This is a genomic window from Cecembia rubra (assembly GCF_003014575.1).
Taxonomy (GTDB): Bacteria; Bacteroidota; Bacteroidia; order Cytophagales; family Cyclobacteriaceae; genus Cecembia_A; species Cecembia_A rubra.
In genome coordinates this window covers 1-25,951 of the sequence record NZ_PYGF01000010.1, presented here as the reverse complement: position 1 = coordinate 25,951, position 25,951 = coordinate 1, and the positions used below count along the sequence as shown (strand labels likewise).

Below are 25,951 nucleotides of genomic sequence, written 5' to 3'. Positions count from 1 at the left end.
TCAGTCTAATACAAATGCTTTTGGTTGGGGAAGAAATACATATACCCCAAGAATATCCGGAGGAAGAATGGGATGTACAGCTTCGTAGCGTTTGCCACCGACCAAGGCTTTGAAGCGTCCATGGGCTTCTACCAGTTTCACTGCGCGCTCCTCTGCCAGGTCGGTAAACTGATTGATTTTATTCTGGAACAAGACCATTTGGTTTTCGAAGACATCCTGTTGTCGTTCCCCACTAAGATTTTGGCTACTTTCTGCTTCAAAAAATAGGGTTTTGCAGGTTTGATAATCCAAGGTTTTCCCGTCAATGGCATTGCCCTCAAATCCCCAGAGGTACATTTCCTCTGAGATATTTTCGACTTTGCTTTGAACCTCCTTGATTACATTCCTGACCCTGAATTGGATAATAGTCGTTTGAATTGTCACTTGATCCGTCATGATTACAGATGCTCTTGCGACCTGGTCAAAATCCGCTTTGGACTCGAAGGCCAGAGAAAGCAGGAACTGACAGAGCTGTTCTGTGAATTTATGGTTCCTGCCTATGTAGATAAATCCTTCAGGAGTAGGGGAATGGAAACTGATGGAATAGCTTGTTTTGGTTCCTAAGGTCTCTCGTATATGGGCAGGAAGGTTTTGGATAAATAGTTTGTAGCCTTTTTCCTGTTTCTCGTAGGAACCCTTTAAATGTACAATTCCATTGAGCACCAATGTTTCCACTGATTTGATGTCACCAATAGCTTCATCTACTGCTTTCAGGTCATTTTCTATTTCTTCCTGAGGAACGGCCATGTGCGCAAAAATACTTCTCAGGTTTTTTGCCTTCTCCTTTGCTCTCTCCAGTTCCTTGGTTATGATAGCTTGATGGTAATCACTTCCAAAGTCAATGGAAGTCTGACTGGCCTGCAAGGCTTTCTTGGGATCTAAAAGCACTTCATTCAAGACTGCATCCATGATGGATCGGTTGTCTTCACCCAAACTGATGCTGACGCCTGTAGACTTTTGAATATCCCGAACTTTTCGGATAAGAACTTTCAATACAATGGCATCGATCGGATTATCTTCACCCCAAAGCAACCAGGTCTTCACAGTTTCACTTCGCTGACCATAGCGGTCTACACGTCCTTCCCGTTGTTCAAGTCTATTGGGATTCCAAGGCAAGTCATAATGCAACACGGCGTTAAAATGATCCTGTAAATTGATCCCCTCACTCAAGCAATCTGTGGCTACAAGCACTCTTCTTTCCGAATGCCCCATAAGATCAATCTTCTCTTTTCGCTGTTCATCAGGGAGTTCCGAAGTAATGGCCTGTACTTCGATTGATTTTGGCAATTCTTCCCGAAGGATGTCAGCAAGGTATTTGGCTGTAGCGATGTATTTACAAAAGATGATGGGCTGATAGCCTTCCTTTAACCATTGTTTGATGATTTTAGCTGCTTCGTTGGCTTTGTAATCTTGCTTGATTCCTGAAAGATCTTCTAATTTTTCAGCCAGCATAAATAAAGCGCTCAATTCGGAATCTTCCAGCCCTGCTTGATCCAATAATTCCATTTGTGTGGAATCTGTATCTTCTTCAATCCGCTCGATGACAGGATTCTCTTCGTATGCAACAGCTTCGGTTTCTTCCTGGGTTCGCTGGATCCTTCCTTTCAGCATTTCAAGACCAGCAGCAGGAGAGGACATGATTCCCCTGAGCAAGGCCAATGCTGCCCAATATTTTCCTTTGAGACCTTTATGCTGCTCCGCTCCCTGTGTCAATCCTCTGGCAAATGCCTGTGCATCGGTGAAAAGTTCACGGTAATCTGTTGAAAGTTTGTAAGCAACTTCTTTGGTATCCCTTTCTGGAAAAAGTGTTTCTTCTGATAACCACTTTCGAATATTCTCCCGCTTTCTTTGGATAAAATGCTTGGCCATGGCCTCCCTGTTTTTTTGATCCAAGGATTCCATATTCAGCTTTCCGAATTCAGGTTTGAGTAAACCAAGCAAGGATTGAAATTCCTCGTCTTTTCCGCTGTGTGGTGTAGCTGTCAATAACAACAAATGTCTGCTTTCCACTTTGGAAAGATCATGTAGAAGGTGATAACGTTGCTGTTGGGAGGGGGAACTTGCACCAGCTGGCATCGTTGCCGTATGCGCTTCATCTACGATGACAAATTCGGGGCAGTCGTTGAGAAAGATGGGTTTCCTACGGTCGTTTTTGATATAGTCGATGGATATGACCTGGTAAGGAAAGGCTTTGAAGATACTCTCAGAGCCAGTTATCTTTCTTTCCAAGGAAGAAACTGTACTGCTTCGAATGATTTCTGCATCGATATCCAGTTTGTCCTTGAGTTCTTTTTGCCACTGTTCACAAAGGTGAGGCTGGCAAATCACAGCAAATCGTTTAACTTCTGCCCGTTCGATCATTTCCCTTAAAATGATCAAAGCTTCCACAGTTTTACCAATCCCAACATCATCCGCTATCAAGAGCCGTACAACATCTTGCTTCAGGGCCATTACTAACGGGACAATCTGATAGGATCGAGGTCTAAACGACAGCTTACCCATAGCCCTAAAGGGACCAGATGCATTCCTAAAAGAAAGACGTGAAGCCTCGAAAAGAAGCTTAGCTGTTTCGAAATCCCCCAGATCATTTCTTTTGGGTTCAGGAAACTTGGCTTCCTTCCATTCATCTTCCTTGATCTGCAAGGGCAGATAAATGCCTGTGGCTTCATCATCCGAACCACCCAAGGGTTTCACTTTCAATATATCTACATCATCAGAGGGCAGTACTACCCATTCTCTTCCCCTCAGGGAAATCAGTTTGCCCGGAGATGGTTTTTCTTTGGTTATCATGCTTTTCTAAAAATATCTTTTCTTCTATTAACCAATTCTTCTATAGACTCTTTATAATACCACTCTATCACATCCATGCCGTTTGCTCTAAGAATGCCCCGCTTGTGTGAATCATCCTCTCTTACCTCTTTTTTGTCATGGACAGATCCGTCACAGAAAATCACAGCCTTGATGGACTTGTCTTCATTCAGGAATACAAAATCGGCACTGACATAGAAGCCTACCATCTTGCTTAGGTTGACCTGTGTCCTGTCAGGAAGAACCAGACCCTGATTATAGCAATAGTCAATCAGTTTTTTTTCCATGACTGAATTCTCATCATAGTTTTTGAGCAGCTCCTGATAATGACTGAACCTGTCTGAATGACCACTATTTCCTGATGCGGTTATATCTACATCACATATCATCAGTAGCTCAAGTGCTTTTTTGATCTTGAACCGGTCCAGCTTATCATGATACCTCTGATTGTAATAGGAAAGCAGGTCATCATAACTTGCCTTTGGTTTATCAGGAGAAAGATCTTCCTGTGTCAAAGGGTCGAAGTGCATCAGTCTATAGGCTTCTTCAAAAACATCCCTGAGTCTATCAGGATTTTTTACTAATTGGGAAAGAATTCCCAGGCTACCTTCTGCAGACTCATAAATGAGAATATTCCTTGACTCCTCCGGTCCCATGAACCAAACACCTACTTCTGACTCCTCAATCTGGAAAACCTGTTCTATGGCCCTTTTCAGTGCGTAAGTCAGCGAAACAACCCCGTCTTCATCCAGCTCCAAGGCTTTGACGGGCTGTAAGTAAAGGCTGTCAGCCGTATCAGTTGTGTACAGGTGAACGGTCATGGCGGGGTCATTTTCACGGTCCTGATTATCCTTTTCAGCCTGCTTTAACCATTTTCCTGAAACTTTCCCAATAATGAAACCTGCATCGTCTCCTTTAGATGATCTCCACTTTTTATTGACCTGTATCAGTCTTGTGGCAGGACAAAAGATCAGGTTCATCAGCGGATGCCCGGAAGCTTTAATGATTGCTTTTTTGGTAAAGTCTATTCCTTTGGGATAGTTGAAATATTGCTCTACCTCATATCCGGAAGACATGCGTTCTTCTTCCTCGGAAGAAATCCTTTCCTGAGGCCAGGTATCCGATTCCACCAACTCCATGATATTCTTGTAAACCATGGCATTGGATTGACCCTTTAGAGCTTCCTGTGTGATTGGATCATTATTGGCTGCTTTACCATCATCCCCAAGCCAGGCATACCCAGTTTTCTGGGAGATTTTGATCGATTCTGTTTTGGCATCAGCATCCGAAAGCTGCATCCTTGTGATCCTGAATTTACCGCCACTATGGTAAATCAGATTGCCAGGGCCAAATTCCCTGAGTGCAATAAATCTTGGCCTTGAAATAAAAGTGCCTTCGTCCTGACTTCTTTTTCCGATAAATGCCCTTACCGGAAGTCGCGTGAAGTTATAGCCCGGAAGGAAGCCTTCGGCAGCAAGATACCTGTAGACATAAAACTCGGACTCGTTAGTACCGTCTCTTTTTGACGCGTTTAACAACAGGTCTCTTTGTCGTTGACCTATGGAGACCATTCGTTTGGCTTCTTTGGCCTGACTGCTATCAGCAGCATAAGTTGGGTCCTTAATAATGGCGGTACCTCGTTCAATCAAATTCGCGGCATTTCTGAAAAGTGTTCTCCACCTGTCAAAACTTCTGTCCAAATGATACAGGAAGTTGGTGGCTTTCACTTGTAACCATTCCTCAGTGAACCAGTCAGAATCTTTTAGATATGAGTATTTGTCAATGACTACTTTTTTGAACCCTTCTATCCAATAGGTTTTGTAACTGTTCTGTTGGTCCTCAATGAAATCGGTTAGTTTTTTGAATAGCGGTAAGTCTTTTAGATTTTCTACATCTATAAACTCCTTTACTGATGTTTGAATACTGGTCAAGCCAAGGTTCATGAAGATGAAGGCATTGAAATGAGAGGCCATGAGTTCTTCATTTACAAGGTCTATCTTGGGAGCCTTGACTACTCCTGCAACCATATCAATGGAATTCCTGAAATAGTGCCTATCGTGTGGAGATGTACTGGAGCAGTAAGCGAAAACCAATGCTGTCTGACCACTTCTTCCTGCACGGCCACTTCTTTGGGCATAGTTCGCAGGATTGGGAGGTACGTTCCTCATGTGTACGATATTCAGGTTTGCAATATCGATACCGAGCTCCATGGTAGGAGAGCAATAAAGTGCTGCAATGTCCCCTTTTCTGAAAGCAATTTCCCGGTCAATTCTTTGGGCTGATGGGACCTGCCCTGTATGCTCACTTGCGATAAAGAATTTATCAAAAGCGGTAAAGTCCTGCTGATAGAACCTTTTGAAATAGGCATTTGGCTTTATCTGAAGTCCGTCCGTTGTAGTATTGATCCTAACTTCATCAGGAAGTATGTTTTCACCATCTCCCAGTTTCCAGATGACTTTTTCTACTCTTAGTCTAAAACCACTGACAACTGCTTTATCACCTTCAATGGATTTCTCTGACAGGAAATTTCCTTTCTTTAGCAATAAGCAAATCCCGCTTATGTATTCATTTAGAGCCTTGCCCTTTATCGGGTCAAGTTTGTATTTCAGGAATAACCTCTTAATGTATTTGCCAAGGTTGCTTGTGGCGCTAATACTTTCAAGATACATTCTCTTCTTTGTTTTCCCTGGTCGGTCATATACAAGGAAAGGAGTATGGTCCAATCTTTCATCAGACTGAAGAGACCATTCTTTATCTGGGTCCAATCGCTGTTTTAGTCTTTCCTCCAGATTTGTCTTGTTACCTTCTTCAAACAGGTAATAATCAAAGGCAAATGCAGTCCTGAAATAATTCAGGATATGGAGCAAAACCCTTTGTCTTGTTTCAATATCAAACTTACTCAGCAGTTCATCCTTTTCAAAAAAGGTGTCCTTTGCTGCAAACTCATCCAAGCGGTTGTAATCAATATCCAAAAGAGCACACTGCTCCAGGTTTGGAGTATTATATCTCCAGCCTCTTCTCAAGTCATAAAGGATAATTACTTTGAGATAGTCTTTCAAGGCTTTCTCATTGTCCTCATCTGGCCAATCTGGATCACCTGGGTTTTTTGCATATTCAGCCTCTTTCAGTGAAAGTGCCTTAAACACTTCATCTGAAATATTTTCAATGGTAAGTTTTTTTTCAGGAGCAGCCTTCAATGCCCTATAAATGGCAGACCTCAGTCTTCCGATCATCAGGAAATCATTGAAGTGTCCTGTCTGAAGCGCTGCATCCTGTCTGTTATCCGTAAAGCTCATGACCTTTTGGTCCGCGTACTTTACTTTTTGGTCAAACTGTGCTTTAAGAATACTGAATGTGGCAATGGTTGTGGCAGTACTCCTTCCTACATTACCCACCTTCATGAGTTTGGTGCTTTCCCGAGTTCTTGGGTCGTAGATGACCCCACAGGTAGGATCATAGAAAAGTGGGGCAGAAATAAACCATCCAGTAAGGTTCAGGCCTGGCTGAGGTTCATCCGAGAATTTCCCTAATTGGTTGAAATAGATTTTTCTTGGGATTCTGAACTCATAAAAGTTATCAATGACGAATTCTCCCTTTTTTTCTTTCCACCAGGTATCGGGAAGTGAATCGATCATGTCATCATTCCAGAGCTCTTCTCCTTCCTCTTCCAGAAGTATGTATCCGGCTTCAAAGTCCTGATCAGTAAGCTTTCTTTTACTCCTGTTTTCTTCTTTGCTGCCTTTCAGCTCATCTTTTGTGATTTTGTTAGGTAGATCATCGGGTTCCCTTGGCTCAAGCTTACTATCCTTAAAATTCTTTTTGACACATATGAAATCGTAGCCTGAATACCTGCTGAAAAGAACAGGGAAAATAAAGCGTTCTTCCCCAGATTCTTTTAGGTACCTTCCGTCCTCAAGGGTAATCTTCCTCTTGTTTCTTTCATCCAAAGTCACATATACATTTCCTGTCTGGGAAATAAATTGATGGATTTTGAACGGGAGAAACGATTCTCTTTTGGAAGCATTTTTAATGTTTAACTTTTCTGACCACTCAAAGAAACGCATGAGATATTCCTCACATTTTTCCGGATCATCTATCTTGGAAACATAATTTAACCTTTCTACAATTTTACTTAGAGCCAATGGTTTTGCTCTTTTGATATTCCCAGTTTGATCTGTAGTCAAAGCTATTTCCCTTTCCAGCCAAATGGCCAAGGGATGGTTTCTGAAACTTTCCTCTGAACCATCAATATCGATCTTTTGGGTCATCACCTCCTGAAGCTCAAAATGCCCCGGAAGCTTTGAGGAAGGATTTGTTACTGTCTCAAGCGTTTCTCCGATAATCTGATCTTTAGTAAATTCCTCTCCAAAAACTTCAGTGGCGACATCAGCAACGACTTGTTTTTCGTCCAGTTTTTCACCTCCTGAGGCCATGGTCGCGGAGGTCCCGATGGTTATCAGTTTATTTTGACAAAGCGCCTTTAACCTTCTGATCAGCATGGCCACATCAGCACCTTGTCTACCACGATAGGTATGGAGTTCATCAAATACAAGAAACTGGAGATTCTTTGAAATGGAATCCCTAATGGCTTTCTCTTTCCCTCTTGTCAAAAGAAGTTCCAACATCATATAGTTGGTCATCAGGATATCCGGCATCTCGGCTTCTACTTCTTTCCTTTTTTCATCAGACTCCTGACCGGTGTATTTTCTAAATGTTATAGGGAAATCATCCCCGTAATTTTCTTTGAATTTTTTGATCTCATCTTCCTGGGAATTGATCAGGGCATTCATAGGATAAACCAATATTGCCTTGATGCCAGTTTTGCCAGGATTATTGAACAGATGGTTAAATATATTGGCCAAAAAGGTCAGCGATTTTCCTGATCCTGTCCCAGAGGTAACAATGAAGGAAGATCCTGATGAACCTAAGCGAATAGCTTGTTCCTGATGTGTAAAAAGTCTGTACCCCTTGAAAACCCTGTTCATTTCTGGATGCAATACACCTTCATCAACAAGACCTTCTAATGTGGCTGCCTTTTTGAAAGAAGGGTTGAATTGGATCAAAGGTTCAGGAATGTATTCTTTTTCTTTGAATGCCTTGTCAACCTCTTTGTTGATCCTTGTGTCCCTAATGATATTAAAGCTTTTCAGATAATCTTTGTAGTCTTTAACTATCTGATTATGTACTTCAAATGCCTGCATTGTAATCGATTAAAAAAACTGGTTTTATAAAATGATTTATAAATATATTCAAATACTTAGTTTATAAAAATGCCACAGAAGGAAAAACAGTTCGCAATTCCTGTCATCTCTCCTGTTGCAAAACCTGTTTCTTACTACTTAGGGAAGGATTTAAGAGATAAACTTGTCTTTAACTAGAAAATAGATATAAATAAATACCCCAATCCTCCATGACCAGATCTTCTGGTCTAATTTCTTTTCCAAAAACTTCTTTAGCCTGGGGCAGGAATTACACGGATTTACATAAATTTTTCAGGTTTGATGCTTGTCATGGATCTCAAATGGGTAAATTAGATCAACGGCATCATGGAAAACTTGAATAGCGCAGGCTTGCAGATTTCCACTAATGTTCTTCTTCTTCAAAAGTACAAGAAAATCCTGAAGCTTATTGAACTTCTGCCGGTTTAGGCGGACCGAAATTAATACCATCATTTTCACCCCGATTTGAAATTCGGGGCCAATGACCTTCGGTATTGTACTCCTGACGGAGTCTTGGAGTAGATTTTTAGATAGCAGGGTTAAGTTTTTAATCAAACTAATGATTAGCTTAATAGGTCATCTTAATTTTATGTCTTTGGTCTATGAAGAACGAAATCATACTATATCAATCTGGAGAACTGACCGAACACATCGAGGTTAGGCTTGATGAAGATACGGTTTGGCTGAATCAAAATCAGATGGCAATGCTTTTTGGTCAAACCAAACAAAATGTCAGCTTACATATCAATAACTGTTTCAAAGAAGGTTAATTAGTTAAATTGGCAACAGTCAAGGATTACTTGATAGTTCAGCAGGAAGGCAATAGAAAAGTAAAGAGGCGCATTGAATACTACAATCTCGATGTCATCATTTCAGTAGGCTACCGTGTAAAATCCAAACAAGGCACACAATTTCGAATATGGGCTACTAATGTGTTTAGGGATTATTTATTGAAAGGTTACGCGCTGAATCAGCGTATAGACCGAATAGAAAACAACTACGAAACCCTTAGCAAAGAGGTGAAGGAAATTTCCCTTCAACTTAAAACACAGGAATTTCCCAACCAAGGCATTTTCTTCGATGGGCAAATTTTTGATGCTTATGTATTTATTTCAAATCTGATCAAGAAAGCAAAAAACGAAATCAAATTGATTGATAATTATATTGATGAAAGCACCCTTACGCATTTATCCAAAAAATCGAAGAATGCTAAGGTATTGCTCCTTAGTAAAAGCATCCCCAAGACCTTGGCTTTGGATGTAAAAAAAGCCAATGAACAGTTTGGGGATTTTGAAATAAAAGAACTAAGCAGAAGCCATGACCGGTTTCTGATTATCGATCGCAAAGAGCTTTACCATATAGGGGCTTCATTGAAGGATTCAGGCAAGAGGTGGTTTGCTTTTTCGAAGTTGGATGGGAATATCTTAGAAATGATGCTGAAACAAATCAAAAAAGAGGTGGCGATATGAGTAAAAATGACCCATCTGTGCTTCTCGAAATTTGCAATTTCGTGAAGCGATAAAGCGGATTTTCAATCCGCAAAATAGGGATATTAACCACTGATGAATGATTATAAAAACGCCTGCCAGATGTAGGCTGGGATAGAAAGCTTTTGTTAAAATAAACCACAAAGCCACAGTAGAACACATAGGAATGCTTCGCTTTTGGTAAAAACCGCAATGGGCGCCAAGATTTCGCTGAGAAATAAAAGGCCGGAAAGGCAGCCAATAATGGTTGTATCAACCAAATTGCGTTTTTTCCCTTGCGTCCTTGGCGGATAAAAAGCTTCTCGAAATTTGCAATTTCGTGAAGCGATTAAGCGGATTTTCAATCCGCAAAATAGGGATATTAACCACTGATGAATGAGGATGAATATACCTTCCAGATGCAGGCTGGGATAAAAAGTCTCTGTTATTAAAAACCACAAAGCCACAGTAGAACACATAGAAATCTGCGCTTTTAGAAATTAAACCGCTGATAAATGAGGATAAACACTGATGAAAAGCGTCGCTTTTGGTAAAAACCGCAATGGGCGCCAAGATTTCGCTGAGAAATAAAAGGCCGCAAAGGCAGCCAATAATGGTTGTATCAACCAAATTGCGTTTTTTCCCTTGCGTCCTTGGCGGTTTAAAAAATTTTATAAACCACAACTTTTCCCGCATGTGGGATAGCCACTGTAGAACACATAGAAAAGCTTCGCTTTTAGAAATTAAACCGCTGATGAAAATAGATAAACACTGATGAAAAGCTTCGCTTTTTGGATAGCAAAATTAGAAGGAAAGGATTCTAAGGCTTTGCGCTTTCTTTGCGGAGGACTTTGCGTTCATTGCGGATAAAAAGCTTCTCGAAATTTGCAATTTCGTGAAGCGATTAAGCGGATTTTCAATCCGCAAAATAGGGATACTAACCACTGATGAATTAGGATGAATACGCCTGCCAGATGCAGGCTGGGATGAAAAGTTTCTGTTAATATAAACCACAAAGCCACAGAAGATCACATAGGAAAGCTTCGCTTTTGGAAAAAACCGCAATGGGCGCAAAGGTTTCGCAAAGAAATAAAAGGCCGCAAAGGCAGCCAATAATGGCTATATCCACCAAATTGCGTCTTTTTCCTTGCGTCCTTGGCGGTTTAAAAAATTTTAAAAACCATAACTTGTCCCGCATGCGTGATAGCCAAAGTAGAACACATAGAAAGCTGCGCTTTTAGAAATTAAACCGCTGATGAAAATAGATAAACACTGATGAAAAGCTACGCTTTTTGGATAGCAAAATTAGAAGGAAAGGATTCTAAGGCTTTGCGCTTTCTTTGCGGAGGGCTTTGCGGTCATTGCGGATAAAAAGCTTCTCGAAATTTGCAATTTCGTGAAGCGATAAAGTGGATTTCCAATCCACAAAATAGGGATATTAACCACTGATGAATGAGGATGAATACGCCTGCCAGATGCAGGCTGGGATAAAAAGTCTCTGTTATTAAAAACCACAAAGCCACAGTAGAACACAAAGAAATCTGCGCTTTTAGAAATTAAACCGCTGATAAATGAGGATAAACACTGATGAAAAGCGTCGCTTTTGGAAAAAAACCGCAATGGGCGCCAAGGTTTCGCTAAGAAATAAAAGGCCGGAAAGGCAGCCAATAATGGTTTTATCAACCAAATTGCGTTTTTTCCCTTGCGTCCTTGGCGGTTTAAAAAATTTTAAAAACCATAACTTGTCCCGCATGCGGGATAGCCACAGTAGAACACATAGAAATCTGCGCTTTTAGAAATTAAACCGCTGATAAATGAGGATAAACACTGATGAAAAGCTTCGCTTTTGGGAAAAACCGCAATGTGCGCAAAGGTTTCGCTAAGAAATAAATGGCTGCAAAGGCAGTTAATAATGGCTACATCCACCAAATTGCTTCTTTTTCCTTGCTTTCATTGCGGAAAAAAGCTTCTCGAAATTTGCAATTTCGTGAAGCGATAAAACGGATTTTCAATCAGCAAATGGCTGTCCACTCCTGCCTGCTGCAGGTAGGAATTACACGGATTTTCACAAATCTCCTACTTTGACTGTGAGTAGGGGGCTTGAAGGCCATTCCCAGATCAAACCATACATGATAAATAGAATTAGCGCTAAGCTTTCAGATTTTCACGAATTCCGATCTATACATATATTCTAGCCCTCTTTTAATGAGATTTCTTTTATGTAAAAGAACAAGGCTGAAAGCCTTACATGTAATAGCCTGAGGTTAGGAACGACACACCGGGTAAAAAGTGCCCACCACGTTCCCAGAGGCGGCGCTGGAATCGCCTGAAAAAACGCAAGGGAAATCGCCGTCGATATGAAACGGAAACTTTGGATAGAACTAAGATAAGGCGGATTGAGCTGATTTCCTCTGAAATAAGCTTCTGCGGATTTAAATTATGGTGAAGAAGTAATGGGTCTCCTTCATTTGTTTGCAAAGATGTAAACCGGAAAATATTGGATGGGATTTATTTGTTTCTTGTAGGTTACATATAGATAAACAATGGCTTTTTTAAAAGAACCTCAGCTAAAATCACTAAATTTCATATGATTATGGAATAAACAAGAAAAAATAGGAGAAATTTATTTCAATAATTGTCCCCAAAGGCGGGAATATGCCCTTGATAGGCAATTTAAAATTCAGGGTTATGAAATATTTTAGCACTATTCTAATTCTGTTATTACTTGTTCAGTTTAGTTTTGGACAAGATTCAACTCAGGTCGGCTTAGAAAGGACACAAGTTAAGCGTTTGATCAATCAAAAATTTGCGAATTTAGTTAATCCACAATCGAACACCATAATTGGGAACTTTGCTTCAATTGACCTTAAAGAAGCAGAAGTAAATTTTGCAGGCAATATCCTGTTTAAAAATGGCTCTATCCTTGGTCTAAAAGCAAAAGGTGGGGTTTTGGATGGTTTATTGCCCATTTTTTCAAACTCGGAGCTCAATTCAAAATTTGGTTTGGACCTGCAATACAATTTTCTGGATTTTAGAAAGAAGTCTATCCAATACTTTAATGAAGATTTTACAAGGCTTCAAAAGAAAAAGTTGAAAATCACACAGGATCATGCTTTAAAAGCAATTGAAATTGAGCATGGAAACTTAGAAAATGAGCTGAATATTGAGATTAACAGAATTGAAAGTGAGATAAAAAAGAAAGAAAATTCAATGGAGGTTCTTATCAAGCTCATCAATTCAAATGAGGGGCTAAATAGGGATAGTCTAAATTTTCAAAGGAAGAAAATACAGATGGAATTGAGTAAACAAGAAACCGAATTAAATTATAAAAAAAACCAACTTTTAAATTTACCTTCCAAAGAGGCTCAATTATTTGAATTAGACAATTGGAGAGCAAAAGAGCTGAGAAATGCTGAATCAGAACTAAAGATATACGGATTCAAATTGGCGTGGTTCTCAATCGGATATGGAATATCAAATAATAGTTTTAGACTTTTCGATCCCTCACTCCCCTTAGAAAGTCAAGTTACAAGAAGCAACTTTGTTGGTCATGTTTTTAAACTGAATTATAATATTTTTAGGTTGACGCCGGCTCCATATGAATCCTACTTTATCTCAATTGGTGCAGGTATTTCATTAGATGATAATTTGCCTAGTTTGAGAAGGATTGAGTTAAGCGATTCAAGAAATTACGGCATCAATCCAAACGATAGAGTGTCAACGAGTAAATACAATGTTTTCCAGGGTCTTTATCAGAGCAATTTGCTTACAGCATCAATTAACGGAGACTTTTATTACTTTTTGTTTGAAGATAACAAAGCAGCAATCCATTTTTTTCCTGAACAGAGAATTGCTAAAGGAATTGAACCAATTACAAATTTAGGATTTGGGTTCCTTCTTACGTTTAAAGACCAATCGAATTTAAAAAATATAATCAATGCTGAAGTATATGCAAACTTGTTCGATATAGCTGATAATAGAAATTCTGAAATCAATCTGCTTTCAAGAAGTTCCTATGGGTTGCGTTTTACATTTCCAATTAACTTCAATTTGGACACAAAATAATTAATTATGGCAAAGAGCATGATTTCCAATAAAATGGCCTCATTTTCAATTCGCTATAGGGCAATTTGTGAAGATGATTCATTTAAAGGCCCTTGGCGTAGCCACTTGGAAGAGGCTTATCAAGATGCAAGAGTTCATCGGCAAAAAGCCGGAAATGAGACACATATCATTAGAATTTTAACCGAACAGACAATGAGTCTTACATTTGAAGAATGAATTGCTGTTCACATTATTCAAAAGCAAACCTAATCCTTGCAAGTCCAATTTGTTTTTTTAAAAAAAAGTGAGAAATGTCAGTTAGTTTAATCTGACCTTGTCCACAACTGCACTTACTTTGGGTGCTAAATTTCCGTTCCAATTGAATAGTACCTTCCTTTTTTGAATTTTGGAAAATTGGTAAACAATTTTAACCTGTGCTAATTACTCCTTAGACTGTTTACCGGATCCATCAATGATGCTTTTATTGCATGATACCCAACTGTCAACATCGCTATTATCACTGAAGAAATTCCGGCTATTAAATAAATATCCGCGCCAATTTCAGTTTTGTAAGCAAAACTCTGCATCCATTTTCCGATTAAAAAAAGCGTAAGCGGAACAGAGATAAGAATGGAAACCAGTATAAGTTTTAAAAACTCAAAAGAAAACATTTGTACGATAGTTAATTCTGAAGCGCCCAAAACTTTTCTGATACCAATTTCTTTTACCCTCTTCTTGATAATCAAAGTAGCCAGACTAAAGAGTCCAAGACAAGCTATTAACAGGGCAAAGAATGAAGAATAATCCATAATATTTCCGATCCTTGTTTCTGACTGATATTGATTGGCCAGTGATTGGTCTAAAAAGAAATAACTGAATTCTTGACCTGGAGCCACTTCCTTCCAAGCAGCCTCAAGTGATGCGATAAATTCCATCAAGTCTTCTGACTTGGCTCTTACTGTTATTTTCCTGGCAGGGGAAGTGGAAAACATGATATCCTCAAAACCATTTAGCAGGCTTCCTGACATTGTCAAAATCAATGGTTTGATTTCATCTTTCAGAGATGAATAATGGAAATCTTTGACTACACCCACAATTTGATGTGCTGGAAAATCTTTTCCAGGTAGGCTTTTACCGATGGGATCTTCCCAACCAAAATCCCTTACTAAAGCTTCATTTACAATTAGACTTTGATTTAGATCGCTGTCATTATTTTGGTAGAAATTTCTGCCATATGCCATTCCAATTCCCATTGTATTTAAGAAATCGGCATCAATCACATTAAATGCCATGGATCTATAAATGCCGTCAGCATCTATAAAGGAACCATTGCCCCATTCTTGACTGATGGCAAAAAATGAAGTGCCTACATCAACTACATCATTTCTATTGCCTATTTTATTTTTAAGCCTATCAGCCAGAGCCAAACTGTTGGCCTCATTCAATCCAGTAGGGATTGCTATCACTTGTTCTTTATAAAACCCAAGGTTTTTTGTCTGAATAAATTTCATTTGCTTGTTCATGGCCAAGGCACAAACAATCAATGAGACAGAAATCACAAATTGAAAAACAACCAATGACTTGCGCATCAGTCCTGCGTCTTCCACTTTTAACTTGCCTTTCAGTACCTCTACAGGTTTGAATTTGGATAGAAAAACAGAAGGGTAAAAACCAGCCAAGAAGCCCACCAGGGTGGCAATGAAAAGTGAAATATACATTATGTCTATTGTAAGTACATTTGGGATGGATTTACCTGAAAGGTTATTGAACTTCGGTAAAGCCAGCTCAGCCATGAGCAATGCCAGGCAAAGTGAAAAAAAGCTAATGATGATGGCTTCTCCCCAAAATTGTCCAATCAATTGCTTTCTTATGGCTCCCAGCACTTTTCTGATTCCAACTTCCTTTGCTCTGTCAATTGATTTACCCACCGAAAGGGTGACAAAATTGATAATGGCGATCAAAATAACCAATAATGCCAGACCACTTAAAATATAAGAGTAAAGGGGATCACTGGCTGCTTGTGGATAGGACGTGTCCAATCTGATTGAAGCAATAGGCTGAAGTTTTACTGATACTTCTCCTTGGAAATCAGGAAATAATTTTTTGAATAGACCATTAAAACCTGCCTCTACTTGTTGTGATTTTGAAGGCTCATCCAAAAAAGCATAAGTATAAACATTGACATAGAAAAAATTGGTTCTTGCTTTTTCTGCCGTGTTTCTGACTGTATTTTCAAAAGGGATAACCATATTAAATTGGATACTTGAATTTGTAGGAGGGTCTTTGGTCACACCTGATATGACAAAATCTTCCTCAATATCTCCAAATTTCAAGGTTAGGCTTTTTCCAATAGGGTCTTGATTATCGAAATACTTTAATGCATAGTTTTCTGTAATGACCAGGTTGTTGATTTTATCCAAAACCATGGAAGGTTCGCCTGAGACTAAAGGAAAATTGAACTTGCTGAAAAAATCAGGGTCAGCGGTAAGGATGGTTTCCTGAAAATTTTCTTCTTTGCTTTTAACCATACTACTTTGGGCACCAGTCCTAATGATATCATTAATTTGAGGGAAATTTTCCTGCATTGTAGGGCCAAGAATTTGCGCGGTTGAAATATTGAAATACTCCCTTCCATCCGGATAATTTTCCACCATAGATATCCTAAAAATCTTTTCATGCTCAGGGTGGAATTTGTCATAACTATACTCATCCTTGATAAAAAGTATAATTAGCAAACAAAAGGCAATTCCAATGGAAAGTCCGAAAGTATTGATGAAGAAGTAAATTTTTTGCCTTTTCATATTTCTCAAGGCAACAAGAATGTAATTTTTCAGCATTTGAAAGGTCGTTAAGCATGTGCTCATTCTTATTCTTCAAAATAGGTGCCATGAGAAAACTGGACAAATGGGGAAATTGGCCATATATTAGATTAAACTGTGTTCTTATTCGAGCAAAATTGTGCGGTAGAGAACAAATTTTTGTTCACCTATAGAATTGATGAGAGCTAACCTCATGTAGTTATTAAAGCATTATGATTCTAATGGATCAAAGTTTCTATTTCTGATTTTTCTGAAGCCATTTGAACGCAATACTTGGTTTCATTAGAGGACTTAAATAATATGAAACCAATAGCACTGCCCGTACCGAATGTGAATAATATTTTATCCAAATGCGGGCTTAGTATAAAAAAAACCACAAATTTTCCATAAAACTGAAATCTTAATGTTTTGAATGGCGTTGGTAATTTGTACTTTAGTTCACTATAAATTTCATTACTCTTCGTTATGGTTAGAAGGATTACATTATTTGCATTTTTCATTTTCACGTTCATTTATAATGTTATAGCCCAGCAAAACCTTCAGCAAAGGCTGGAAAATCATGTCCAAATATTGGCCTCGGATTCCCTGGAGGGCAGGGGACTTGGAACAGAAGGCCGAGAAAAAGCCATCCGCTATATTGAAAATGAAATGAGGGAAATGGGTCTACAACCTTTTCAGGGAGACTCTTATTTCCATCACTTTGATTTCAAAGTGGGCTTGGTCAATCTGCAAGGTACAAATGTGGTGGGCATGATTCCCGGGACTGATCCCAAACTTAAAGAAGAGTATATCGTCATTGGAGCCCATTTTGATCATTTAGGTTATAACAAGGCTGCAGATGGAAGCAAAACTATTTTTCCGGGTGCGGACGACAATGCTTCAGGCGTAGCAGGCATTTTGGAAATGGCCAGATTGATTTCAGCATCCGGCAAGCAATCCAAACGCAGTCTGGTCTTTATTGCTTTTGATGCGGAGGAAAGTGGGCTTATAGGGGCAGAGTATTTTGTGAATTCGGAGAAACCATTCCCCAATGAAGCCATCAAGGCCATGTTCAGTTTGGATATGATCGGGATGTTGAGTACGGTCAAATCCTTAGAATTGAAAGGATGGCGGACTTTGGCGGGTGCCGAAGAACTCTTGGCTTTGGCGCAGGAAAGGAATCCTATTCCTATCAAAGGAACAGCCCCATTGATCGAAAGGAGGACAGATACCTGGCCATTTGGAGGTATTGGGATACCTTCCATTTATGTCAATACAGGATTGAAATCTCCGTACCATAAGCCCGAAGATAAAGCAGATTTACTGGACTATGAGGGCATGGCCAAGATCAGTACATTTATGGCAGGGCTAACCTTGGAAATGGCAAATGCAGAAACTCTGGAGCCGGCCAGAAATTTCAATGCTACTGTGGCCATATATGGTAAGGCTCTGAAGTTTGGTGCCCAATTTGGGATTGGGAGTTCGCGTAATATCAATGAGACCTCTTCATACCGAGAATTTGGCTTAGGGGCTGTTGAAGCAGGTTTTTACAGCAGGTGGAGGATAAGCCGCACCTTTGAGTTGGCCGTGAGTACACTTTATGACCTTAACGGCAGTTTGGTAGAAGGAGAAAGGTTCAGAAGACATTCCATCACAGTTCCAGCTCTTATCAGGGCAAATTCATTTTACTCGGAAGATGGTTTGTTTAGGTTTTTCAGCGGTGTTGGCCCATATTTCAGGCAGCATGTGAGGCAGCGTTTGTCAGAAGGAGCACAAGAGGTTTTAGGTACATCGCTAGAACTGCCGGATCAGGAATGGGGAATAAGTCTTCAATTTGGTTTTCAGGTTTCGAAGATTACGGTGACCACAGAGTGGCGCTCAGCATTGACACAGCCATTTAAGCTTCCAGGTGACACGGATTATTACAACAGGAATTTTAGGGTGGGGATTGCTTATGAGTTTTAGGGATTTAAGGTTAAAGGTTAAAGGAGAAAAGGGAAAGGTTCAGGAGTTCAGGGTTACCTTACAAGATTCGTAAAACCATGGACATCTGAACGTTTGAACAAAATAGGGTTAACGGTTAACAGTTAACGCTTAACAATTATTCGTTTGAAGAATCGGGATTAGAAAAAAGACCTTTGGGGTATGGAAACCCCAAAGGTCTTTTTTTGAAATGGAAAATCAATGGTTTAACCCGAATTATGCATTAGGTTTCGTAGTGATAGGCCAAAACACAAAAGAATCAAGCATTTTGCGAAGGAAGCATAGTCATCTCTATGGTGAGTGAGCTAAATGCAGCAAAGCGTTTGATTATGAAGTGTTTTGGCCTCGTAATAGAAGTTCTAATGCATATTTCGGGTTTAATCCTTAGGTCTGAAGTAGCGGATAGGGGCTTTGGGCTCGGGTTTGAGTTCTATACCCTCGGTTTCCAACAGCTTCAAGGCTTCCTGAACGGCCCTTTCCAACTGTGGATCCCTTCCCTCGATCACATCTTTTGGCGTCTGTTCTACAGGAATATCCGGCTTCACTCCAACACCCTCAACAGCCCATTCTCCATCCACATCAAAGAAACCCCCTCTTGGAGCCACCATCCTGCCCCCATCAATAAAGGGTGGGGTATCCCAAGTACCTACTAATCCTCCCCAAGTCTGGGTTCCGATCAAAGGTCCGATTTTCATTTTACTGAACAGGTAGGGGAGAAGGTCTCCTCCCGAGCCTGCTCTTTCGTTGATCAACATCACTTTAGGACCCCATATTCCGGACATAGGGGTGGTAAATGGTCTCCTGTCATTGGCGCGGCTGTTGAAATAGCCATGGAGTTCCCTGGCCATGATGTCCACCATATAGTCTGCAGCTGAGCCACCACCATTATTCCTCTCATCGATCACAGCTCCCTTTTTGTCCTGCTGGGCAAAATAATAACGGTTGAAGTAAGTGTAGCCGCCCTGTCCTGTATTAGGAACATAAACATAGGCCAGTTTACCTCCTGAAAGTCGGTCTACCATACGTCGGTTTCCTTCCACCCAGTCCATCATGCGTAATTGGCTATCATTGGTCACTGGCACCACAGTAATCAAACGGGAATTGGCACCGGAAGCCTGATCACTGACTTTGATTTTGATCTGTTTGCCTGCGGTATTTTCAAAGTACTTAAAGAAATTGTCCTGAATGTCCAGTAGATTTCCATTTACCTCTAGGATGTAGTCACCTACTTTGACGTCAATTCCTGGAACGGATAATGGAGCCTGCAATGTAGGGTTCCAATTTTCTCCATTGTAGATTTTTTTGATGCGGTACTTTCCATTTTCAATGGCAAAGTCTGCACCGAGTAAGCCAATATCCACTGTTTTCACTGTTGGGAAATCTCCACCAGAGGTATAGCTATGGCCAACAGCCACTTCACCACCCAGGATGTCAATGATATAATTCATATCAGAGCGGTGCTTGACATGGGCTACCCAGGGCTTGTACCATTCGTAGATTTCGTCCCAAGGGGCGCCGTGTACATTGTCCACATAAAGGAAATCACGCTGATATCTCCAGCCCTCACGGTAAATCTGCTCCCATTCTTCTTTGGGAGTGACTTTGATTTTGAAACCTGAAAGTGCTTTCAAGGCACCATCTCCAGGTTTTTTTGGCCCTCCGGTAGTCTCCACTATTCCCCAATTGCCGTTGGCTTGATAAAGCAAGGATTTACGGTCAAAAGACACCGTAGCTGTATTGACCCCAGTAAGGTAGGCCTCTGATTTTCTATCTTTAAAATTGTATCGGTGTAAGGTTTGCCCGGTCTGATTGGGAATGCTTTCCAAATAAAAAACATGGTTATCCGGACCAGCAATCAATCCTGTATAATTCCTGTCAGGAATATCCACAGCAACGATGCGCTGGGACAATCCTTCCTCATCTATAGTCACACTAACACTTTTGTTATTGTCCTTTTTCTCTCCATTTTCTGTTTTGGGCAACTCTTCATTGCTTTCCGGTAGCAGAGGAGACTTACCGGTTTTGCTGAGTACGGCCAGGTATAGACTTCTTGTAACCGGTCTGTCGTAGCTGCTCATGTCGAGCCAACCTGTATTAGGTCCAAAATTGGTGGAGGCCAGAAAATACAGGTATGCGCCATTTTGGTCCCAAACAGGAGTAATGGCATCAGCCATTCCATCTGTGATCTGGATTTTCTTTCCTGTTTCCACATTGTAAGTAAATATGGCTTTGAACTGGTTGTCCAAAAGGCGTGCATAGGCCACCCATTTACTATCCGGAGACCAAATAGGGTTGAGGCTTCTGTTGGGATGGGCAAAGCGGTCGGTGTCGGCTATCTTGGCGGCTCCGGTGGCCACATTCACTATCCAAAGGTTATAATCCGTATCCGTAAAGGCAATGTGCTTTCCATCTGGAGACCAATCTGGCTTGAAGAAGAAAGTACTTTTGGGCAAGGTGATGGTTTTGGCAGGTTTTAGCCCTTCTTGGTCTCCTATCATCAGTTGGTATTCTCCGTTGGCATCAGAAAACCAGGCGATCTGCTGCCCATCAGGAGACCAAACCGGCGCTCTTTCTGCCACACGGGAAGTATTGGTGAGGTTTCTGGCATCACCTTTTTCCTTGGGGACAGTGATGATTTCCCCTCGGTATTCAAATAGGGCCCTTTGTCCTGTCGGTGATAGGCTGGCATTGAGTAAACCTCTTTGGTTGACCTCATGCCACCTTTCCCTGGCCCAGTGGAAATCACCTTTGATATTAATTTCCAATTGTTGGGTCTGACCAATGGCAGGGTTCAACAAGTGCAGGTAACCGCCCTGTTCATAAACGATCTCGCTGCCATTGGAGTCAAGGTTTTTCACATCAAAATCCTTGTGGAAGGTTTCCTGTTTTAGGTTTCCAGTTGCAGGATCATAAGACCAGATGTTATTGGCAAAATCCCTTTCAGAGAGAAAAAACACCCGATTTCCATGCCAGATGGGTTGGGTATGTCTTTCCATATCTGTTTGTGGCGTCATTTTCAGTTCGAAGGTTTCCATGTTGACCACCCAGATAGGTTTTGCCTGTCCGCCCCGGTAGTTTCTCCATTCCGGATCCCAGAAAGCTATTTGCTGATAAGCGATGTGTTTGCCATCTGTGGACATTCTACCATTTACTGCTCTTGGGATGGGAAGTACCTCTTCCATACCTCCAGTCAAAGGTATTTTGAAAAATTTAGATTCCTTGGTAGGGACATTTTCCCTTGCAGAAGTGAAAAGTACAAATTTCCCATCAGGTGTCCAGCCTGTTACCATATCCGGACCGGGATGCCATGTCAGCCGCTTTGGTTCTCCTCCATCCACAGGAATGACATATACATCTGTATTGCCATCATATTGGGCAGAGAAAGCGATGTGTTTACCATCTGGGGAGAAGTGAGGCAGATTTTCTGCGCCTTCATTGGATGTGAGGCGGATGGCATCTCCTCCGTTTTTGGAAACTCTCCAGAGATCATTGGCATGGACAAAGACAATATAGTCTTTGCTGATGGTCGGTTCTCTTAGCAACATGCTTCCCTGGGCGAAGAGGCCTTCAAGAAGTAAAAAGCTAAGTCCTAAGAAAAGCAATTTTCTCATACGTTATAAAGGGTTGATTGATAGAAATGCAATTTAAGGTATTGGGCCAAGGATTTTTAGCCGTTGGTATAATCCTATTCCTCTTTTTTGAAATCCAAGCTGACTGAATTGATACAGTAGCGGATACCTCCACGGTCTTTGGGGCCATCGGGGAATCTGTGTCCCAGGTGGCCACCGCATTTGGCGCAGAGGATTTCTTCCCGGATCATAAAGTGGGAATAGTCCATCTGTACTACGATGGCATCAGGGCTTACAGGTTCGGTGAAGGAAGGCCAGCCGCAACCGCTGTCATATTTAGCAGAAGAGTGAAAAATTTCGTTGCCACAGGCTTTGCATTCATAGATTCCGGTGTCCTTGTTGAGGTAATATTGTCCTGTAAAAGGCCTTTCCGTTCCTTTTTCCCTCAGTACATGATAACTGATAGGATCAAGTTCCTTTTGCCATTCTGATTCAGGTTTTTGGACCGGGAAGGTTGGAGTTGGTTTCTTTTTCATGACTTGTCGGTTTGACTATTGTTGTTTCAGTAGTTGAGATTGGTTGTAGTGGTTGAAATTGTTGTCGGGTTGTCGTAGTTGTCAGGTTGAAGTTTTTTTAGTTGTTGTAATGGTTGTAATGGTTGTTTAGGTTTTCCAACTGGATTTAACATAGTCTAAGAAGTTGTGGATTTTGACTCCCAGTTTGTGATATTCTTCCATCAGCTTTTCTCCTTCTTCCTTCAATTCGGGGTAAAGCCTGGATATTTTATAGAGATGGTTATGGCATTCTAAATTACTGGCATGGGCATAAGTAATAAACTTAATGAAGTCCTGTTTGTAAGATTTTCTTCCATATCCTTCCACAATATTGGAATTAATAGAGTCTGAGGATCTTCTTAGCTGACTGCCCAATTCATATGTTTCGAAAGTCGGGAGTTTAAGACTGAAAGCATTTGTTTCGAAGAACAGCTCGATGGAAATGTTGTAGATGTCCAAGTCTTTATAGCTTTTCATAATCATAAAATTTTATGAGGTTAAACGTTAAAAAACGATACGCTTATTTTAACTCTTAGTTTCAAAATAGCTCCTGACTCAAATGCCCTGAATTATTGCTGTTTTTCCAAATTACCAAAACATTTTCCATTCATTTAATCAACAACTAATCAAATAACAATTACAACAATTACAACAATTACAACTCTTAGCTTCAAAGAGAAACTGAATCCACAAATCTCCTTAGACTTCTATTTTTTCATGAAGACGACCTTCCCCTTCGCTGCATTCTTGATCATGGATTCGTTCATCAGCATGGGGCGGTAAAGGCCTTTGGCAAACATTTCAGCCTGATCGGAGTACCAAGAACTGAATAGATTACCGCTCTGACCAGTAGGCAATATAGACTCTGCCGCTTCCACATTGGCAAAGTCGATGATGATGCGCATGGCAGGTCCTGAATTTACCCTGTAAATACCATTTGGATTCAATGTAAATGGCAATTTGTTGACAGATTCTTCATTAGCAGTAACAGGTGGAGCTTTTACATTGAAGATTTTGTCCAAAGGCTTTTTGGCACCTAATGGGTGGGGGTGTTCCAAAACAATACATTTTTGCCATTCCCAGTTATGACTGTCCCTTCCCATTTGGTCTTTAAGTTCTTCCAGAGATTTTTTCAAAGCTTTTTCCAAAATATCTTTTTTGGTTTCTTTTTGGGGAGTGTTCACATTGTCCCACCAAGGAGAATCGTTTGTTCTGATCAGTTTAGGAACACTACGTATATAAAGGAAAGTTTTGATGAAATTCTCGAAATCATCTTCCCCCAACTCATCAGCCATCATGTCATGAAGTGTATGATACAACCATTTGTAATAGAGGGTTGGAGCAATAGAATTCAGGTCATGGTTTCCGTCCCATTTTTCCAAGGCGGCCCTGACTGGTTCATAGCCTCTAAATATTCCCGGATCAATGTCCATCATCATACTGCGGGCATTGATAGGATGGTTTTCATTGATGGCTTCAAGTTGTAGTTCTTTTATATTTTGCTGAGTCCAGTCATTTCTGGCTGTAACTGTTTTTGCAATCCTATTCCAGCGGTCGCCAGGGTAGTAGTAACCTGGGAAGAAGATTCCGTTGGCCAAGGTATCGGGCTGATTATTTGCTGATGCAACAAAACCTGAAGGGGGATTGATGCTCATGGGGTTTTCTTCAAAGGGAATCCATCCCAAAGGTTCATCGGCAGGGTTGCTTCCATCCAGGAAGATTTTGCTGTTTACATGAGCTGGCCGTATGGGTAGTTTGGCAGTAGCCCACCAGGCGATATTTCCTTCTTTGTCCCCATACATCACATTGAGGCCAGGGGCGTGAATCAGACGGACAGCATCTTCTATTTCCTGGATGCTGCTGGCATGGGCCATTTTCCACGTAGCCTCAAGTGCTTTGGTAGGCTCAAGTACATAAACCCACCAGGAAGCGACAGGATTGGAAGTGAGTTTACCGATATCAGGGAGCACTTCATTCATTATAGGGCCATGGATTGATTCCACAATTTCAAAGTCTATTGCCTCTTTCCCTTTGACGGGAATTTTTTCGGTCCTTTTATACATTGGCCTAAATTCATCCCCATATACTGTCTGGTTGGGGTTATTGGGATTGATTTGCTCCTCAAAGAAATCCTGGTCATCATTTTCGAACATGGTCAGGCCGATACTGTGCTTACGGCTGTGTCCTACAAGACCAAAAGGCATTCCTGCAAGGTGGTTGCCATAATAGGAGAATCCAGGATATTCTATATGGGCTTCATACCAAACTGAAGGTTGGGCAAAGCCAATGTGCGTATCATTAAGAAATAGTACTTCACCTGAAGCAGTTCTTGAGGGTGCAATTACCCAGGAATTGCTGCCTTCCAGTAGCGGGGCAGGTAATTTTTCAAGCAAAGCATGGATATTGCTTCCAAGTAATATTTCTTTTGTATCAGAGTCCCTTTTTGGATAGTTGTTTGGTATGATATGATGTTCGGGGAGTGTATGGACTGAAAGAACCTTAAGGTAATCCGGATGGAGATTTCTTGCCATTTTGGTTACCAAAGGGTCTGTTTTCATAGCCATAGCAAAAGTGAAAGACATATAGCCAACGATACCATGAACGTCTGTGATAGTGAATTCTCTAGGTTTGTGGCCAAGGATGGTGTATTCGATGGGGAGTTTTCCGGATTGGATAAAATGATTTACCCCTTTGATATAAGCCTCTGTGGCTGTTTTCCAGGGCGTCTTACCCTCTGCCAACCATTCTACAGTACTCCAATCTGCATGCTTGGGAATACCGAGTGTTCTGAAAAACTTGTCCACTTCTAACAGGTCTTCACCCAGGAGTTCGGCAAGCGTGCCAGTGCCCACCCTGCGCATCATTTCCATTTGGAAAAGACGATCCTGTGCATGGATATATCCCAGGGCCATATAGGCATCTGTTTCATTGGCTGCATAAATATGGGGAACTCCAAATTCATCGAAATAAACTTCAGCTTCTGATTCCAAGCCGGCCATTTCAATAGTACCATTGTAATTTGGAGCATGTTGGTATTTAACAATCTGATAACCTGCAATTGCTGCAAAAAAGAGAATGATCAGGATAAGGATTAATTTTTTCATGGATTGGTATTTGGGTCATATAAATGTAAGCTGAAAATTAGGGGATTGTGGGGAGAGTAGCAAGTATGGGGAGACGAGAAGCGAGAGGGTTAGACATAAGACACAAGTAGCAAGACACAAGACACAAGACACAAGACACAAGAAGCAAGACAATAGACTTACCTTACATGACTCGTAAACCGGGACTATGACAAAAACTGTGTAAGTTGGTTTCACTACTTACGAAGTTAAAGTTATACCTCGAAATTCTCTGTGTGATTTAGAAGAAATCGCACGGGGAATTTGAGGAACCCGCGGTAGGCGAATACCCGATCTGTTTGCAGACAATTTCTTACCTTTAACACACAGATTGCAAAAATGAAAAAAG

Annotated in this window: 14 protein-coding genes; 5 read left to right on the top strand and 9 right to left on the bottom strand. The window is 40.8% G+C overall.

The features are described from left to right. The 3 genes from CLV48_RS15760 to CLV48_RS15750 all read right to left on the bottom strand — a co-directional run bounded on the left by CLV48_RS15760 (position 1) and on the right by CLV48_RS15750 (position 8,519). Positions 1-2,829, bottom strand: a complete 2,829-nt coding sequence (locus CLV48_RS15760; RefSeq protein ID WP_106568262.1) for a helicase-related protein — start codon at positions 2,827-2,829, stop codon at positions 1-3. Continuing rightward, complete coding sequence (locus CLV48_RS15755) at positions 2,826-8,048, bottom strand: DEAD/DEAH box helicase (RefSeq protein WP_106568261.1); 5,223 nt, start codon at positions 8,046-8,048, stop codon at positions 2,826-2,828. The genes CLV48_RS15760 and CLV48_RS15755 overlap by 4 nt, the downstream gene beginning before the upstream one ends. Positions 8,049-8,339: 291 nt before the next feature. Then, positions 8,340-8,519, bottom strand: coding sequence for a hypothetical protein (locus CLV48_RS15750; protein ID WP_106568260.1), 180 nt, complete (start codon positions 8,517-8,519; stop codon positions 8,340-8,342). 149 nt (positions 8,520-8,668) lie between these two features. Here CLV48_RS15750 and CLV48_RS20660 point away from each other — a divergent pair, with 149 nt between their 5' ends. Together CLV48_RS20660 and rhuM are read left to right on the top strand one after the other, a co-directional pair. Then, a complete protein-coding gene (locus CLV48_RS20660) occupies positions 8,669-8,836 on the top strand; it encodes a virulence RhuM family protein (protein WP_211299956.1) in 168 nt (55 codons plus the stop codon). Positions 8,837-8,845: 9 nt separating this feature from the next. Then, positions 8,846-9,535, top strand: coding sequence for a RhuM family protein (gene rhuM, locus CLV48_RS15745; protein WP_211299955.1), 690 nt, complete (start codon positions 8,846-8,848; stop codon positions 9,533-9,535). Positions 9,536-9,805: 270 nt separating this feature from the next. On the opposite strand, the gene CLV48_RS15740 is transcribed toward rhuM, so the two are convergent. Beyond that, the gene (locus CLV48_RS15740) at positions 9,806-10,228 is read right to left on the bottom strand and encodes a hypothetical protein (protein WP_106568259.1); all 423 of its coding nucleotides are present in this window, start codon (positions 10,226-10,228) and stop codon (positions 9,806-9,808) included. A gap of 2,394 nt (positions 10,229-12,622) precedes the next feature. Here CLV48_RS15740 and CLV48_RS15735 point away from each other — a divergent pair. Next, positions 12,623-13,597, top strand: a complete 975-nt coding sequence (locus tag CLV48_RS15735; protein ID WP_170069039.1) for a hypothetical protein — start codon at positions 12,623-12,625, stop codon at positions 13,595-13,597. Positions 13,598-13,603: 6 nt separating this feature from the next. Continuing rightward, entirely contained in the window at positions 13,604-13,813 is a 210-nt protein-coding gene (locus tag CLV48_RS15730) for a hypothetical protein (protein ID WP_106568257.1), read from the top strand. A 200-nt stretch (positions 13,814-14,013) separates the two neighbouring features. Here the strand turns inward: CLV48_RS15730 and CLV48_RS15725 are convergent, their stop codons facing one another. Then, positions 14,014-16,377 carry an ABC transporter permease gene (locus tag CLV48_RS15725; RefSeq protein WP_170069038.1) on the bottom strand — a complete coding sequence of 788 codons (2,364 nt, stop codon included), beginning with the start codon at positions 16,375-16,377 and terminating at the stop codon, positions 14,014-14,016. Between the two features lie 483 nt (positions 16,378-16,860). On the opposite strand from CLV48_RS15725, the gene CLV48_RS15720 reads away from it, so the two are divergent. Then, positions 16,861-18,339, top strand: a complete 1,479-nt coding sequence (locus CLV48_RS15720; protein ID WP_106568255.1) for a M20/M25/M40 family metallo-hydrolase — start codon at positions 16,861-16,863, stop codon at positions 18,337-18,339. 395 nt (positions 18,340-18,734) lie between these two features. On the opposite strand, the gene CLV48_RS15715 is transcribed toward CLV48_RS15720, so the two are convergent. The 4 genes from CLV48_RS15715 to CLV48_RS15700 all read right to left on the bottom strand — a co-directional run bounded on the left by CLV48_RS15715 (position 18,735) and on the right by CLV48_RS15700 (position 25,584). Further along, positions 18,735-21,968: a S41 family peptidase gene (locus CLV48_RS15715; protein WP_106568254.1), complete on the bottom strand. Its 3,234-nt coding sequence runs from the start codon at positions 21,966-21,968 to the stop codon at positions 18,735-18,737. 74 nt (positions 21,969-22,042) lie between these two features. Next, on the bottom strand, positions 22,043-22,462 hold the full coding sequence (msrB, locus tag CLV48_RS15710) for a peptide-methionine (R)-S-oxide reductase MsrB (RefSeq protein WP_106568253.1): 420 nt from the start codon (positions 22,460-22,462) through the stop codon (positions 22,043-22,045). Between the two features lie 126 nt (positions 22,463-22,588). Beyond that, positions 22,589-22,957, bottom strand: a complete 369-nt coding sequence (locus tag CLV48_RS15705; protein WP_106568355.1) for a four helix bundle protein — start codon at positions 22,955-22,957, stop codon at positions 22,589-22,591. A gap of 230 nt (positions 22,958-23,187) precedes the next feature. Next, the gene (locus CLV48_RS15700; protein ID WP_106568252.1) at positions 23,188-25,584 is read right to left on the bottom strand and encodes a penicillin acylase family protein; all 2,397 of its coding nucleotides are present in this window, start codon (positions 25,582-25,584) and stop codon (positions 23,188-23,190) included. Positions 25,585-25,951: the final 367 nt, after the last annotated feature.

Bases quoted from the DNA above. Each gene is read 5' to 3' on its own strand.
- CLV48_RS15760 (WP_106568262.1), bottom strand. From the start codon at position 2,829: ATGATAACCAAAGAAAAACCATCTCCGGGCAAACTGATTTCCCTGAGG.
- CLV48_RS15755 (WP_106568261.1), bottom strand. From the start codon at position 8,048: ATGCAGGCATTTGAAGTACATAATCAGATAGTTAAAGACTACAAAGAT.
- CLV48_RS15750 (WP_106568260.1), bottom strand. From the start codon at position 8,519: ATGATGGTATTAATTTCGGTCCGCCTAAACCGGCAGAAGTTCAATAAG.
- CLV48_RS20660 (WP_211299956.1), top strand. From the start codon at position 8,669: ATGAAGAACGAAATCATACTATATCAATCTGGAGAACTGACCGAACAC.
- CLV48_RS15740 (WP_106568259.1), bottom strand. From the start codon at position 10,228: ATGCGGGAAAAGTTGTGGTTTATAAAATTTTTTAAACCGCCAAGGACG.
- CLV48_RS15730 (WP_106568257.1), top strand. From the start codon at position 13,604: ATGGCAAAGAGCATGATTTCCAATAAAATGGCCTCATTTTCAATTCGC.
- CLV48_RS15725 (WP_170069038.1), bottom strand. From the start codon at position 16,377: ATGAAAAGGCAAAAAATTTACTTCTTCATCAATACTTTCGGACTTTCC.
- CLV48_RS15720 (WP_106568255.1), top strand. From the start codon at position 16,861: ATGGTTAGAAGGATTACATTATTTGCATTTTTCATTTTCACGTTCATT.
- CLV48_RS15715 (WP_106568254.1), bottom strand. From the start codon at position 21,968: ATGAGAAAATTGCTTTTCTTAGGACTTAGCTTTTTACTTCTTGAAGGC.
- msrB (WP_106568253.1), bottom strand. From the start codon at position 22,462: ATGAAAAAGAAACCAACTCCAACCTTCCCGGTCCAAAAACCTGAATCA.
- CLV48_RS15705 (WP_106568355.1), bottom strand. From the start codon at position 22,957: ATGAAAAGCTATAAAGACTTGGACATCTACAACATTTCCATCGAGCTG.
- CLV48_RS15700 (WP_106568252.1), bottom strand. From the start codon at position 25,584: ATGAAAAAATTAATCCTTATCCTGATCATTCTCTTTTTTGCAGCAATT.